At 58.9% G+C, this 14,380-nt stretch carries 15 protein-coding genes and 1 tRNA gene; 10 read left to right on the top strand and 6 right to left on the bottom strand.

The window, feature by feature from the left end:
• Positions 1–116 precede the first annotated feature (116 nt).
• Positions 117–542, bottom strand: a complete 426-nt coding sequence (locus ACQ4MS_RS20205) for a hypothetical protein (protein WP_431096483.1) — start codon at positions 540–542, stop codon at positions 117–119.
• 62 nt (positions 543–604) lie between these two features.
• The gene (locus ACQ4MS_RS20210; protein ID WP_431096484.1) at positions 605–2,893 is read right to left on the bottom strand and encodes an Orn/Lys/Arg decarboxylase N-terminal domain-containing protein; all 2,289 of its coding nucleotides are present in this window, start codon (positions 2,891–2,893) and stop codon (positions 605–607) included.
• A 201-nt stretch (positions 2,894–3,094) separates the two neighbouring features.
• Here ACQ4MS_RS20210 and ACQ4MS_RS20215 point away from each other — a divergent pair, with 201 nt between their 5' ends.
• From ACQ4MS_RS20215 to ACQ4MS_RS20230, 4 genes are all read left to right on the top strand, one after another.
• On the top strand, positions 3,095–3,523 hold the full coding sequence (locus ACQ4MS_RS20215) for an NfeD family protein (RefSeq protein WP_431096485.1): 429 nt from the start codon (positions 3,095–3,097) through the stop codon (positions 3,521–3,523).
• A gap of 86 nt (positions 3,524–3,609) precedes the next feature.
• Positions 3,610–4,521: an SPFH domain-containing protein gene (locus ACQ4MS_RS20220; RefSeq protein ID WP_431096486.1), complete on the top strand. Its 912-nt coding sequence runs from the start codon at positions 3,610–3,612 to the stop codon at positions 4,519–4,521.
• A gap of 53 nt (positions 4,522–4,574) precedes the next feature.
• Positions 4,575–4,949, top strand: coding sequence for a DUF2237 family protein (locus tag ACQ4MS_RS20225; RefSeq protein ID WP_431096488.1), 375 nt, complete (start codon positions 4,575–4,577; stop codon positions 4,947–4,949).
• A 66-nt stretch (positions 4,950–5,015) separates the two neighbouring features.
• A tRNA-Ser gene (locus ACQ4MS_RS20230) sits at positions 5,016–5,105 on the top strand.
• A 223-nt stretch (positions 5,106–5,328) separates the two neighbouring features.
• On the opposite strand, the gene ACQ4MS_RS20235 is transcribed toward ACQ4MS_RS20230, so the two are convergent.
• From ACQ4MS_RS20235 to ACQ4MS_RS20250, 4 genes are all read right to left on the bottom strand, one after another.
• The gene (locus ACQ4MS_RS20235) at positions 5,329–6,459 is read right to left on the bottom strand and encodes a branched-chain amino acid ABC transporter substrate-binding protein (RefSeq protein ID WP_431096489.1); all 1,131 of its coding nucleotides are present in this window, start codon (positions 6,457–6,459) and stop codon (positions 5,329–5,331) included.
• A 219-nt stretch (positions 6,460–6,678) separates the two neighbouring features.
• Complete coding sequence (locus ACQ4MS_RS20240; RefSeq protein ID WP_431096490.1) at positions 6,679–7,023, bottom strand: hypothetical protein; 345 nt, start codon at positions 7,021–7,023, stop codon at positions 6,679–6,681.
• The gene (locus tag ACQ4MS_RS20245) at positions 7,020–7,457 is read right to left on the bottom strand and encodes a DNA polymerase III subunit chi (RefSeq protein WP_431096491.1); all 438 of its coding nucleotides are present in this window, start codon (positions 7,455–7,457) and stop codon (positions 7,020–7,022) included. Before ACQ4MS_RS20245 ends, ACQ4MS_RS20240 begins: the two co-directional genes overlap by 4 nt.
• Entirely contained in the window at positions 7,454–8,995 is a 1,542-nt protein-coding gene (locus ACQ4MS_RS20250) for a leucyl aminopeptidase (protein ID WP_431096492.1), read from the bottom strand. The genes ACQ4MS_RS20245 and ACQ4MS_RS20250 overlap by 4 nt, the downstream gene beginning before the upstream one ends.
• Before the next feature lie 66 nt (positions 8,996–9,061).
• Between ACQ4MS_RS20250 and lptF the strand changes: the two genes are divergently transcribed.
• From lptF to ACQ4MS_RS20280, 6 genes are all read left to right on the top strand, one after another.
• Positions 9,062–10,186, top strand: a complete 1,125-nt coding sequence (lptF, locus tag ACQ4MS_RS20255; protein ID WP_431096493.1) for an LPS export ABC transporter permease LptF — start codon at positions 9,062–9,064, stop codon at positions 10,184–10,186.
• Positions 10,183–11,325 (top strand): LPS export ABC transporter permease LptG, encoded by a 1,143-nt coding sequence (gene lptG, locus ACQ4MS_RS20260; RefSeq protein ID WP_431096494.1) that lies wholly within the window; start codon positions 10,183–10,185, stop codon positions 11,323–11,325. Before lptF ends, lptG begins: the two co-directional genes overlap by 4 nt.
• A gap of 15 nt (positions 11,326–11,340) precedes the next feature.
• Positions 11,341–11,718, top strand: a complete 378-nt coding sequence (locus ACQ4MS_RS20265; RefSeq protein WP_431096495.1) for a sirohydrochlorin chelatase — start codon at positions 11,341–11,343, stop codon at positions 11,716–11,718.
• Between the two features lie 90 nt (positions 11,719–11,808).
• On the top strand, positions 11,809–12,753 hold the full coding sequence (locus tag ACQ4MS_RS20270) for a CysB family HTH-type transcriptional regulator (protein WP_431096496.1): 945 nt from the start codon (positions 11,809–11,811) through the stop codon (positions 12,751–12,753).
• 116 nt (positions 12,754–12,869) lie between these two features.
• On the top strand, positions 12,870–14,045 hold the full coding sequence (locus tag ACQ4MS_RS20275) for a pyridoxal phosphate-dependent aminotransferase (RefSeq protein WP_431096497.1): 1,176 nt from the start codon (positions 12,870–12,872) through the stop codon (positions 14,043–14,045).
• Positions 14,046–14,161: 116 nt separating this feature from the next.
• Entirely contained in the window at positions 14,162–14,320 is a 159-nt protein-coding gene (locus ACQ4MS_RS20280; RefSeq protein ID WP_431096498.1) for a DUF3309 family protein, read from the top strand.
• The last annotated feature ends 60 nt before the right edge of the window (positions 14,321–14,380 follow it).

The raw sequence follows: 14,380 nt of genomic DNA on the forward strand, positions 1-14,380 counted from the left end.
ACCGACGTGAGTTGGCTTCGCAGCAGCCGCATTCAACTGGAAAAATAGCCTGTGGCGCCTGCCAACCGTGTGCTTTCAGCTACGAAAAGAATAGCAACCGCCCCGCGGAGGCGGCTTTATTTTTTCTGACTCGCCAGCAGGCCGAGACCCGTGTAGCCCAGACTGGCAATGACAAAGAACCAGCCCACCCACTTGAGGAAAGACGATCCGCCGGCTTCCTGAGCAAACCCAACCTGGCTTGGGTTACCCGGCATGTAATAGATGTTGACCGGCCTGCCCGCCTCGAAGTCCTTCAGCACAGCCTCGGGAAACGAGCGCTTGATCGTCATGGCTTGCCCGGTGTCGGTACGGAATTTGAGTTCCGCCGTGTAGATGGTTTGGCCACTGCGGGAAAAACTCTTGTACTCCTTGATCGGCTCGACCACCGCCGTCTTGCCGTTGGCCATGACCAGCCGCAACTCGCTGTCCCCGCTTGCCTGCGCACGCAGGAATACGGCACCGACGATGACGCCTAGGACTCCGAAGAGAATCGTCTTGAACATGCTCCCTCCCCCATGAAATATCGGAGCGACTATAGCAAACAAAAGTACCCGTTTCTCCCCGCTCAGCGTTTGACGCAATCCGCGTAATAGCGTGTCTTGCCTTTGGCATCCACCTGCTCCACAAGGCCGTGAATGTCGGTTTCAAAGCCCGGGCACTGTGCGTTGAACTCGCGTGAGAACTTGAGGTAGTCCACGATGCGCTTGTTGAAGACTTCGCCTGGGATCAACAGCGGAATACCCGGCGGGTAAGGCGTGACCAGGCCCACAGTGATACGGCCTTCCAGGTGGTCGATCTCGACCCGCTCCGTCGTGCGGTGGGCGATGTGGGAATAGGCGTCGCTGGGCTTCATGGCGGGCGCCAGGTCGCTCAGGTAAACCTCGGTCGTCAGCCGCGCGATGTCGTATTTGGCGTACAGGGTGTGGATGTGCTGGCACAGGTCGGCCAGGCCCATGCGCTCGTACTTGGGGTACTTCTGGCAGAACTCGGGCAGGATGCGCCACATCGGCTGGTTTTTGTCGTAGTCGTCCTTGAACTGCTGCAGCGCCGTCAGCAGCGTATTCCAGCGGCCCTTGGTGATGCCGATGGTGAACATGATGAAGAAGCTGTACAGGCCGGTTTTCTCGACGATCACGCCGTGCTCAGCCAGGAACTTGGTCACGATGCTGGCTGGGATGCCGGTCTTGGCGAACTTGCCGTTCAGGTCGAGGCCAGGCGTGACGATGGTGGACTTGATCGGGTCCAGCATGTTGAAGCCGGTGGCCATCTGGCCGAAGCCGTGCCAGTTGTTGGCACCGTTTCTTGCGGTCTTGGCGCTGCGGGATTCGCCCTTGATGATCCAATCCTGGCCTTCACCGATGCCCTCTTCCACCAGCTTGTCGGGCCCCCAGACCTTGAACCACCAGTCGTCGCCGTATTCCTCGTCGATCTTGCGCATAGCGCGGCGGAAATCCAGCGACTCGGCAATGCTTTCCTCGACCAGCGCTGTGCCGCCGGGCGGCTCCATCATGGCCGCGGCCACGTCGCAGCTTGCAATGATGCTGTATTGCGGCGAAGTCGAGGTATGCATCAGGTAGGCCTCATTAAAGAGGTGCCTGTCGAGCTTCACGTCCTGCGAGTCCTGCACCAGCACGTGGCTGGCCTGGCTGATACCGGCCAGCAGCTTGTGGATGGACTGGGTGGCATACACCACGGCGTTCTTCGGCCGGACACGGTTCTTGCCCATGGCATGGTAGGTGCCGTAGAACGGGTGGAAGGCCGCGTGCGGCAGCCACGCTTCGTCAAAGTGCAGGTTGTCGATGTAGCCGTCCAGCATGCCCTTGATGGTTTCGGTGTTGTAGAGCACTCCGTCGTAAGTGGACTGCGTCAGCGTCAGCACGCGCGGTTTGACCTTGCTGCTATCCACGCCCTTGAGCAGCGGGTTGGCGTCGATCTTGGCGCGAATGGCGTCCGGCTCGAATTCGCTCTGCGGAATCGGCCCGATGATGCCGAAATGGTTGCGTGTCGGCTTCAGGAAGACAGGAATCGCGCCCGTCATGATGATGGAATGCAGGATGGACTTGTGGCAGTTACGGTCCACCACGACCACGTCCCCTGGTGCCACCGTGTGGTGCCACACCATTTTGTTGCTGGTCGACGTGCCGTTGGTCACGAAGAAGCAGTGGTCGGCATTGAAGATGCGTGCGGCATTGCGCTCGCTGGCACCGATGGCGCCATCGTGGTCCAGCAGCTGGCCGAGTTCTTCCACCGCGTTGCAGACGTCGGCGCGCAGCATGTTTTCGCCGAAAAACTGGTGAAACATCTGCCCGACCGGGCTTTTCAGAAATGCGACGCCACCGGAATGCCCGGGGCAATGCCAGGAGTAGGAACCGTCTTCGGCGTAGTCGAGCAGCGCCTTGAAAAACGGCGGCTGCACACCTTCCAGGTAGCTTTTGGCCTCGCGCAGGATGTGGCGCGCCACGAACTCGGGCGTGTCCTCAAACATGTGGATGAAGCCATGCAGCTCGCGCAGGATGTCGTTGGGGATATGGCGTGAGGTTTTGGTCTCGCCGTAGACGTAGATCGGCACGTCCAGGTTCTTGCGGCGCACCTCTTCGATGAAGGTGCGCAGGTTCAGCACGGCGGGGTCGAGGTCGGGGCCGGGCGAAAACTCCTCGTCGTCAATCGACAAAATGAAGGCGCTGGCGCGGCTTTGCTGTTGGGCGAACTGCGAAAGGTCGCCATAGCTGGTCACACCCAGGACTTCGAAGCCCTCGGTTTCAATGGCTTGGGCCAGCGCACGAATACCCAGCCCGGACGTGTTTTCGGAACGGAAGTCTTCGTCAATGATGACAATGGGAAAGCGGAATTTCATGGCGTCGGCAGAGTTCAAGGGCGCCCTGAACCTGTCGGAGGGCATGGGAAACGCTCAGAGGGCATAGACAGGTTGAGCCCGAGCGGTGAATGGAAGGAAGTTTTTCCAAGCAGCGAAGTGTAAGGACATATTGTTGCGCTACGCTTGTCTTGGGGTCTAATTGCCCCAAAATGTAGCGGATGACCGACAAAAGGAGGAAGCATGAGTGAATCGACTATCTGGTGGTTACTGGCCGGTGTAGCCGTCGGGGTGGAACTGGTGACCGGCACCTTCTACCTGCTGATGATTGCTGTGGGCCTGACGGCGGGTGCCATCGCGGCGCATCTCGGTTTGCCGCTTGTCGGCCAGATCGTGGTGGCAGCAGTGGTCGGCGGCGGCGCTGTCGCGGCCTGGCACTGGCACCGCAGCAAAAGTCCGGCCCCACTGCCTGCCAATGCGAACCGCGATGTCAACCTGGACATCGGCGAGCCGGTGCAAGTGGCCCAATGGAACGCCGACGGCACGGCAACTGTGAAATTCCGCGGCGCCAGCTGGACCGCGGTGGCGGCCAATCCGGGTGAACCAGGCAGCCCTGGCAACTTCCGCATCAAGGAAATGCTGGGTAACCGGCTGGTCATCGAGAGGCTTTAGGCTCTGGGGAGGAGCCCGGCCTGCATACGCATTGCCGGGACGCGCAAAAAGTGCGCATCAATAATGAATAACTGATTGGAGAAACCATGGAAATCGCAATCGTCATCCTGATCGTGGCCGGCATCTTTATCGTGCGCAGCATCAAGGTCGTGCCACAGCAAAACGCCTGGGTGATCGAACGGCTTGGCAAGTACCACGGTAGTCTCACCCCAGGCTTGAATTTCCTGGTGCCTTTTGTGGACCGCGTTGCCTACAAGCACAGCCTGAAGGAAATTCCGCTGGACGTTCCCAGCCAGGTTTGCATCACCCGCGACAACACGCAGTTGCAGGTCGACGGCATTCTCTACTTCCAGGTAACGGACCCAATGCGCGCCAGCTACGGTTCGTCCAACTACATCGTCGCGGTAACCCAGCTGGCGCAGACCTCATTGCGCTCGGTGATCGGCAAGCTCGAGCTCGACAAGACGTTCGAAGAGCGCGACATCATCAACGCACAGGTTGTGGCAGCCATTGATGAAGCTGCCCTGAACTGGGGTGTGAAGGTCCTGCGTTACGAAATCAAGGATTTGACGCCTCCAAAGGAAATCCTGCACGCGATGCAATCGCAGATTACGGCCGAGCGCGAAAAACGCGCGCTGATTGCAGCATCCGAAGGCCGCCGCCAGGAGCAGATCAATATCGCCACCGGCGAGCGCGAAGCTTTCATTGCCCGCTCGGAAGGCGAAAAACTGGCCGCCATCAACAACGCCCAAGGCGAGGCGGCCGCCATCATGGCCGTTGCCGACGCCAATGCGAAAGCCATCGAGATGGTGGCCGCAGCCATCCGCCAGCCCGGCGGCGAGCAGGCCGTGCAGCTCAAGGTAGCCGAACAAGCGGTTGACGCCTATTCCAAAGTAGCCAAGGACGCCAAAACCACGTTGGTGGTGCCGAGCAACATGACTGAAGTCACGGCGCTTATCAGCTCGGCCATGAAAATGGTGCAGGCCAACAAAGCGTAGGACCGGAGGCCTGGACTCACGCTTTTTCGAACCGATCTTTCGCAGGCAACAATATGGATACCAAGAATGTCCTGGGTACGGACCTTGTGCCCTGCTCCTACGACCCGCTCACCGGCTACTTCCGTGACGGCTGCTGCAATACGGACGCCTCTGACATGGGGTCGCACCTGGTTTGCGTTCGAGTCACGGCCGAGTTCCTGGTCTTTTCCACCGCACGTGGCAATGACCTTTCGACGCCACGGCCCGAGCATCGGTTTGCAGGGCTGAAGGCGGGCGACCGCTGGTGCCTGTGCGCCAATCGCTGGAGAGAGGCCCTCGAAGCTGGCTTTGCGCCGCCCGTCGTCCTGGAATCCACCCACAGCAGGGCGCTGGAGTTTGTTACGCTCGCCCAGCTGGAAAAGCACCGGTTCCAGGGGGCCGTGCATTAAGCTCCCGTATTGACGCGATGTAAGTGCGCCGCAAACCCGGAGCACTGCTATAATCAAAGGCTTCGCGGAAGGGTGGATGAGCGGTTTAAGTCACACGCCTGGAAAGCGTGCGTAGGGTTAAACCTACCGCGGGTTCGAATCCCGCCTCTTCCGCCAAAATGTCTAGTTGCCGTGAGGTTCCACACGGTGGCAAAAACACCTGAAAGCCCAGCCAGTCTGGGCTTTTTTGTGCCTGCTTCTTTTCAGATTGATGCTGGCCGCTACACGGTTGGGCCTCGCCTGCCTTCACGCGCCATCTCGTCCCGTGCTTGCGGTTCTTTCGGCAAGTAACAGGCAAAAAAAAGCCACCTTGCGGTGGCTTCTTCCTGGCAGTGAACGATTAGTTCAGAGCAGATTTCTTGCCGTCCTTGTAGACGTACAGGGTGATGGCGGGGTTCTTCAGTTCGCCATTGGGCTCAAAAGCGATCGTGGTGGTCACGCCCTTGAAGCTGGTTTCAGGCAGCTTGGCGGTGTAGACCTTTGGATCCCACGAGCCAGCACGCTTCATGGCGTCAACCAGAACGAAGGTAGCGTCATAGGTGTATGGGCTGTAAACTTGGAACTGGTTGGGGTACTTGGCGTCGTAACGCTTTTTCCATGCTTCGCCGCTTGGCATTTTGGCCAGCGATGCGCCGCCTTCAGCGCAAACCACGTTGCCGATGGTCTTGGCGCCTGCGGTCAGCTTGGCCAGTTCTGCGGTGCAGATGCCGTCGCCGCCGAAGTACTTGACGTTGCCCATGCCGAGCTGTTCCATCTGGCGCAGCATTGGGCCGCCCTGTGGGTCCATGCCGCCGTAGAAGATGGCGTCAGGTGCTTTGGCTTTAATGGCCGTCAGAATGGCCATGAAGTCAGTGGCTTTGTCGGTGGTGAACTGCTCGTCAACCACGGTCATGCCTTTAGCCAAAGCCGTTTTCTTGAACACTTCAGCCACGCCTTGGCCGTAAGCGGTACGGTCGTCAATGATGGCGACTTTTTTCAGCTTCAGGGTGTCGGCTGCATAGAATGCCAGGCCAGCGCCCAGGGCGTTGTCATTGGCAATGATGCGGTACGTGGTCTTGTAGCCTGGCTTGGTCAGGTTAGGGTTGGTTGCAGCGCCCGTCACGTGAGGAATGCCGCAATCGTTGTAGACCTTGGAAGCAGGAATGGTGGTTCCGGAGTTCAGGTGACCGACCACACCGGCGACTTTGGAATCGCACAGCTTTTGTGCGGCAGCCGTGCCCTGTTTTGGATCAGCTGCATCGTCTTCAGCAACAATTTCAAACTTGACCTTTTTGCCGCCGATGACCACGTTTTGCGCGTTCAGGTCTTCGATGGCCATGCGCACGCCGTTTTCATTGTCCTTGCCGTAATGGGCTTGCGAACCGGACAGCGGTGCCACGTGACCAATTTTGACAACTGCATCTTGTGCAGAGGCCAAACCTGCTACCGCAGCCAGAGCAGCCACTACTGTCAGTTTTAATTTCATTTGCATAAAAACACTCCGATTAGGAAATTACCGTTAAAGGTTGAGAACAATTTTTTTACTCAACGGGGCCGAACATAACGCAATTTCCGGGCCCGCACCATAGCAACGTCCCTAGGTTAAATTCCGATAAGGGGGTTTACCCGTGGAGCAGATCGGCTTATGTGAACTTGTGTTTCAAGGGGCTTTATTGGGGAAACTGCGTCTGCAAACAGCAGCCCGCACAACCTAACCGCCTGTCGTCGGCGGAGCGGTTTCGCGGTTGAAAGCCTGGCTGACAGATTGGCGCACAACCTCTTCGATTTCTTTGCGAAGGTCCGGCACGAGAGTTTGCGTATGCTCCAGGATGAGTTGCCCGACAACCTCCCGCAAGCGCCGCTCAAGAACCAGGTTAACCCGTTGCAGCACACGTTGCACCATTTGCTCCTCAAGCTCCGCAGATGCAGCGGTTTGCGCCGGAGGCACGCCGGCGTTGGACAATGCAGGCTCCGCAACCGGCAACGCAGCGGGCGTCGGCCGGACGACTTCCGTCAGGGTCGGGACGAACCGAGGGGGCGCGGGTGGAGGGCTCATGTTCCATCTCCGGCCGCAGCAAGGTCATGTCGTTTCATCGCATAGCCTCTGTCGGTGTAATGCTTCCACCGGCTTCGGGCTGCGAGCCGGTCGTCATCAGTCCGTGCAACCACCTCAATAAAGCGCTCAAAACGTTCGAATTCGGCGGGAATTTTTTGCCCCAGATTGACCAGCACACTGTAATGCGGGCAGTCCTTGAGGGAATCGGCCAGCACCACAGGCGTTACCGCCAGCGTACTTTCTGCAGAACCAGCGCGACAATGCGGAACAAACTCCGCAGGCGAAAAACTCCACATCAACTGGTCAAGTTCGGCCAGAACGGCAGGCTCCGCCGTCACCACGACACTGGCGCCACCAAGGTACGCCTTTCGAAGCAACCGGCAGCTATAGGCCAGCTTGTCGGGCACATTGAAGTGAAAGGCGATTTCGGTCATGCCCGGGTTTTGGATGAACGCTTGTTTTTAGACGCAGGTTTGGCGTTCTTGCCCGGCGCCCTGGCCGAAGTCCCTGGCCTGGCAAGCGCCGCTTGGCCCAACAGGTAGTCCAGCAACAACGGCACCGGCCGGCCCGTGGCACCTTTGGCGGATCCACCCTTCCAGGCCGTTCCGGCAATGTCGAGGTGCGCCCAGGGAAAACTGGCAGCAAACCTCTGGAGGAACTTGGCAGCGGTAATCGCACCGCCGGCCCGACCTGCCACATTGGCAACATCGGCAAAATTTGTCTTGAGCCCTTCCGCGTAATCGTCGTCCAGCGGCATCCTCCAGCACAGGTCCAGGGAGGACTCACCCGCCGCCGACAACACCTCGGCCAACTGGTCATCGCTTGAGAAAAGCCCGCTGCGCACCCCACCCAGGGCAATCACGCAAGCGCCCGTCAGTGTTGCGATATCCACCACAGCCCGGGGCTTGAAACGTTCGGCATACGTCAAGGCGTCGCAGAGCACCAGCCGACCTTCGGCGTCGGTATTCAGGATTTCAATAGTTTGCCCACTCATGCTGGTCACCACGTCGCCAGGCTTGACGGCGCGCCCGCCCGGCATGTTTTCGCAAGACGGAATCAGGCCCACCACATTGAGCGCCGGCTGCAACTCCGCCAGTGCCCGGAAAGTACCCAGCACGCTGGCAGCGCCACACATGTCGAACTTCATCTCGTCCATTTCGGCGGCGGGCTTGATGGAAATGCCACCGGTGTCAAACGTGATGCCCTTGCCGACGAGCACCACGGGAGCCTCAGCCTTCGCCGCTCCTTCATAGCGCAACACGATGAAGCGCAAGGGCTCGGCAGTCCCTTGTGCGACAGCCATGAAAGAGCCCATACCCAACCTGGCGACCTCTTTGGGGCCCAGAACTTCGACCTTGATATTGCGCAGTTTGCCCAGTTCCCGGGCGCCCCCCGCCAACAAGGTCGGCGTCGCGTGGTTGGCTGGACGATTGGCCCATTCCTTGGCGAACTCAATGCCTTTGACCAGAGCTGCACCCTTGTCAAGACCGGGCTTTGCGATCCGGGCATTCGCAGAGTCATTCACCGCAACCACCACCTGCTGCAGCCTGGTGACGCCTGGCTTGGATTTCGTGGTGGTGTACACATAGCTGGCATCACCGCAAGCGACAACGGCGGCGCGTACGGCATCAGCCTGCAATTCACCCAATGCATTGAAACAAATGGTCAGGCGCTGCACACTGCCTGATTTCAGGGCACCCAGTCCGGCGCTGACGGCGGTACGGACGCTTTTGGCGCTGGCATCTCCCGCGCCCGCCAGTACCACCCGCTTGGCGGTGATACCGGGCGCGCGGTAGGTGCTCAGGAGCTTGCCAGGCTTGGCTTCAAAGTCCCCCGACTTGATCGCCAGCGATGCGAGCACCGAAAGAGGGTCGTTACCTGCGCCCAGATCCTGGGGAACGAGAACCAGCAGTGCATCGGTTTTTTCGCTGCAAATACGGGCAAGTGTCAGTGTTTTGAGTTCAAAGTCCATAATTCAGGGTCTGGTAAATAAACCAAAGTAAAAAAATAAAACGAAGCCAAGGCAGATATTCAGTCAATGTTATTCCAATCCACGATCCGCAAAGAGCTGGCACGCAGTTTTGGGGCCACGCTGGTTGTCCTGGTCACTATCGTGATGACCATTGTCCTGATCCGGACCCTGGGCCAGGCATCGCGGGGCTTTATCAACCCGCAGGACGTCATGCTGTTCATGGCCTACTCGGCGCTGGGGCGCCTGCCGACCATCCTTACGCTGTCACTTTTTATTGCGATGGTCAGCACCTTGTCGCGCATGTACCGCGACAGTGAAATGGTGGTGTGGTTCACCAGTGGCCAGGGCCTGGCCGGTTTTCTCCGGCCGCTTTTCCGTTTTGCGTGGCCGGTCCTGCTGGTCATCACGCTGATGGCACTGTTTGTCTGGCCCTGGACCAATCAGCAAACCAAGGACATGCAAAGCCGCTATGAACAGCGCGGCGACCTGGATCGCATTGCACCCGGCCAGTTTCAGGAATCCTCCAGCGGGAACCGCGTTTTCTTCATTGATCGCAACCTGGCAAACGAGCGAGCCAGCAACAACGTGTTTATTTCCGCCACGGAGAAGGGTAAAAATTCCGTCACTACCGCCCGCTCAGGCCGTATTGAAACCATGGGTGATGTCCAGTTCCTCATGCTCGAAAATGGCCAACGCCTGGAAAACACGATCGGGCAATCGGCGCTCAAAATCAGCGACTTTGAAGAGTACGGCACCAAGACCGGTGACTCAAACCCGCTTGCCGCCAACACGCCTGAAGCCAAACTGCTGTCCACCCGTTCCCTTATCAAAGCGCCGACACGTGGCAATCTCGGCGAACTGGCATGGCGTATAGGGCTGGCTTTGGCTTCCGTCAATTTTGTCGTGCTGGCGGTAGCGCTGGCCAGCGTGAATCCACGCGGTGGGCGCAGTGGCAACATGATTTTTGTGTTGTTGACATTTGTGGTCTACAACAATCTCGTCAACCTTGGGCAGAGCTGGATTTTTGTGGGACTCATCAGTTTCAGTAATTTTCTGCTGGCCCTTCACGGAGGCGTGCTATTACTGGCCATCGTCTGGCTGTCCAAGCGGCAGTTCAACTGGGTCCTGCGGCCTGCCCGGCGCGTCAGCCGAGCACCCCTTGCCGTGCGCGACAGCGAAAGCCATTCATGAAAACCATACGTCGCCTGATTTACGGGGAAGTGCTGGCGGCCATCGCGCTGGTCGCCTTGGGCTTCCTCGCCCTGTTTTTCTTCTTTGACCTGGTCGATGAGCTTCAGTACCTTGGCAAGAGCAGCGGCTTCAACGCCGCCGATATCTACCAGATCAGGCACGCACTCCTGTACGTGGGCCTTCTGATTCCCAATCACCTGTATGAGTTGCTGCCGATCTCCGTGCTGATCGGCACCATCTTCGTCATGGCCCGCCTGGCCCAGAGTTCCGAATACACCATCCTGCGGACCAGCGGCCTGGGCCCGTGGCGCGCATTGAAGCTGCTGCTGGCGCTGGGCGCACTGTTTGTGGTGTTCAGTTTCGCAGTGGGTGACTACTTGGCACCGGCCAGCGAGCGGGCCGCGCAGCTGCTCAAGGCACGCTACCAAAGCAAGATCACCATCGGCCAAACCGGTGCCTGGCTGAAAGAAAAGCAGGCCTACAACACCTATGTCGTCAACGTCAAGGAACTCACCCCCGACAACGAAATGCGTGACGTGCAGATTTTTGAGTTCAACAGCAAAGGGTTGATCGTTTCCACCACGCAAGCGCCGCTGGCCGCATTTTCCGCGGGCGATGCGTGGCAATTGAACAAGGCCACCCGCACAGAATTCGCAGTTCAAACCGGCATGGCCAGTACAGCCACCCCCAAGGACACAGCCAAAGTCAACCGCGCCGTGCTGGAGAGCTACCGCTGGCCCACCGAAATCAGCGCGGAAATGGTGTCAGTGGCGCTTCTCAAGCCCGAACGCATGGGAACCATCGACCTGTTCAACTACGTCCGCCACCTGGATGCCAATGGCCAGACGGCCCAGCGTTACGAAATCGAATTCTGGAAAAAAGTGTTTTACCCGCTCAGTTGCCTTGTGATGGTGATCCTGGCCCTGCCATTTGCCTACCTGCACTTTCGCTCCGGCGGCATCGCCGGCTACGTGTTCGCAGGCGTGATGATCGGCATCAGTTTTTTTCTGCTCAACAACGTGTTCGGCTATATCGGCAATCTGCGTAACTGGCAACCCTGGCTGGCGGCCGCCACGCCGGGCTTGCTCTACATGGCCGTTTCGCTGGGCGCATTCGGCTGGCTGGTGCTGAGGCGATAACAAAAGCGGCCTGTGATGGAACCCCCAATCCGCGCAACTCGCGGCATCATTCTGCTTGCTCATGGTTCACGCGATCCGCAATGGCGCGGACCGATTGAAGCCGTCGCCGCGCAGATTCGTTCACTCGAGCCCGGCGCGGCTGTCGTTTGCGCCTATCTGGAGTTGTGCGCGCCGTCACTGCCAGACGCTGCTACGGATTTGATAGCTATGGGCGCCCGTCAAATTAGGGTATTTCCGATTTTCTTTGGGGTAGGCAAGCACGCGCGGGAAGATCTGCCGCTGCTCGTCGGGCAAATCCGGACAAGCCATCCGGACATACAGGTTGAACTTTTGCCGACCGCTGGGGAGTACGGCGAATTGACGGCTCTCATGGCCAACATTGCGCTCTCCTGATCTTCCGGGCTACGCGGAATGGCGTTCCATTCGGGCGCGTCTTTAGCGTAAAACAGGCATAATAAAATCAATAATTAGCCTGAATTTGATATGAACCTCCACCAATTCCGCTTTGTGCAGGAAGCCATCCGGCGCAACCTGAACCTGACTGAGACTGCCAAGGCCCTGCATACCTCGCAGCCTGGCGTATCCAAGGCCATCATCGAGCTTGAGGAGGAACTGGGTGTTGAAATCTTCGCGCGCCATGGCAAACGCCTCAAGCGCGTGACAGAGCCCGGGGAGCATGTCCTCAAAAGCATTGAACTCATCATGCGCGAAGTCGGCAACCTGCGGCGCATCGGCGAGCAGTTCTCGGCGCAAGACAGCGGCACGCTGTCCATTGCTACCACCCACACGCAAGCCCGTTATGTGCTGCCGCAGCCCGTTGCCAAGCTGCGCGAAGCCTTCCCCAAGGTCAATGTCAGCCTGCACCAGGGTTCGCCCGACCAGGTCGCCCGCATGGTGCTTGATGAAGTGGCTGAGATCGGTATCGCTACCGAGTCGTTGACGCAGTATGAAGACCTGGTGACCCTGCCCTGCTATGAATGGCAGCACATGCTGGTGATTCCTGTCGATCATCCACTGGCCAAAAAAGACAACATCACGCTCGAAGACCTGGCAGAAGAACCGCTGATCACCTACCACCCGTCTTTCACCGGCCGTACCAAGATTGACCTGGCGTTTGCTGCCAAGCGGCTGCAGCCACGCATCGCACTAGAGGCGATTGACTCCGACGTGATCAAAACCTATGTGCGCCTGGGCCTTGGCGTGGGCATCGTCGCCGAAATGGCCATCAAGGAAGACGGCACCAACAGCGACCTGATCGCCATCCCGGCCGGCCCGCTGTTCGGCATTAACGTGGCGCGCGTAGCCTTCAAACGCAGCGCCTACCTGCGCAACTTTGTGTATAAATTCGCCGAGCTGCTCAGCGACAAGCTGGACCGCGTCCTGATCACCAAAGCCATGGCTGGCCGCGTGAACGACTATGAGGTTTGACTCCCCCCCATGGCGGGCTTCGCCCGCCTCCCCCTCGAGGGAGCGCCACCTGCGGCCCGGCGAAGCCGGTTCCGCGTTGGCCACTTGAACAAGAATTACCCCAGCTAGCCTTTGCTATGACTACCATCCTTGAACGCACCCCCAAGCTCAAAACCAAGCTGCCTGCTGTCGGCACCACGATCTTTACGGTGATGTCCACCCTGGCCGCCGAAAAAGGCGCCGTCAACCTGGGCCAGGGCTTTCCTGATTTTGAGTGCGACCCGCAGCTGGTCAATGCTGTCACGGACGCCATGACCAAGGGCTTGAACCAGTACCCGCCCATGACGGGCGTGCCCGTACTGCGCGAGGCCATCTCGGCCAAAGTGGCCGGCTTGTATGGCCACCGCTACGACGCCAACAGTGAAATCACCATCACCGCGGGTGCCACGCAGGCGATCATCACGGCCATCCTGGCGGTCGTCCACCCCGGCGACGAAGTCATCGTGCTGGAGCCCTGCTACGACAGCTATGTGCCCAACATCGAACTGGCCGGAGGGGTGGTGGTGCGCGTCCCCCTGACGCCGGGCACTTTCCGACCCGACTTCGACAAAATTTCTGCGGCGATCACATCCAGGACGCGGGCGATCATCGTTAACTCGCCCCACAACCCGAGCGCCACGGTGTGGACCGAGGCCGACATGCTCACGCTTCAGGAAATCCTGGCGCCCACCGACGTACTGCTGATCAGCGATGAAGTCTACGAGCACATGGTGTTCGATGCGGCCCAGGGACGCGCCCACCAAAGCGCCGCGCGTTTTCCGGGCCTTGCCGCGCGTGCGTTCATCGTCAGCAGCTTCGGCAAGACTTACCACGTCACCGGCTGGAAAGTCGGCTACGTAGCCGCACCCGCAGCGCTCACCGCCGAATTCCGCAAGGTGCACCAGTTCAATGTCTTCACGGTGAATACCCCCGTGCAATACGGGCTGGCTGCGTATATGGCGGACGCACAACCCTACCTGGACCTGCCAGCCTTTTACCAACGCAAGCGTGACCTGTTTCGCGACGGGCTGGCAAAAACCCGCTTCAAGCTGCTGCCCAGTGAGGGCAGCTACTTTCAGTGCGTGGACATTTCCGAAGTCAGTGACCTGGATGAAGCGGCCTTCTGCAAATGGCTCACTACCGAGATCGGCGTTGCCGCCATTCCGCTTTCGGCGTTTTACGGCAACAGCTTTGACCAGCGTGTGGTGCGATTCTGCTTTGCCAAAAAAGATGAGACGCTGAACACGGCGCTTCAACGCCTGGCCAAGTTGTAAACCTGTAGGCGCAGGCTGTCAGTGCTTGCCGACGGGTGGACAGGCCCTCCTCCTGCTTGCCCGCCCCCGGTGCCGGGCAAGAATCAGTGCACATCAATAACTAGGAGTGCTTCCAAATGTCCATTTCGCTCATCCTGCTGATTGTCTTGATCCTTATCCTGATCGGCGCCCTGCCTACATGGGGCCACAGTCGCAGCTGGGGCTACGGGCCCAGTGGTGGTATCGGCCTCGTGGTGCTGATCCTGGTCATCCTGCTGCTGATGGGACGCATCTAGTCAAGGATCTCCCTAGGAAAAATGGCCTCGCGTTGCAAGGCCATTTTTTTATGCGGTAGG

Source organism: Polaromonas aquatica, assembly GCF_050626995.1.
Classification (GTDB): domain Bacteria; phylum Pseudomonadota; class Gammaproteobacteria; order Burkholderiales; family Burkholderiaceae_C; genus Polaromonas; species Polaromonas aquatica_A.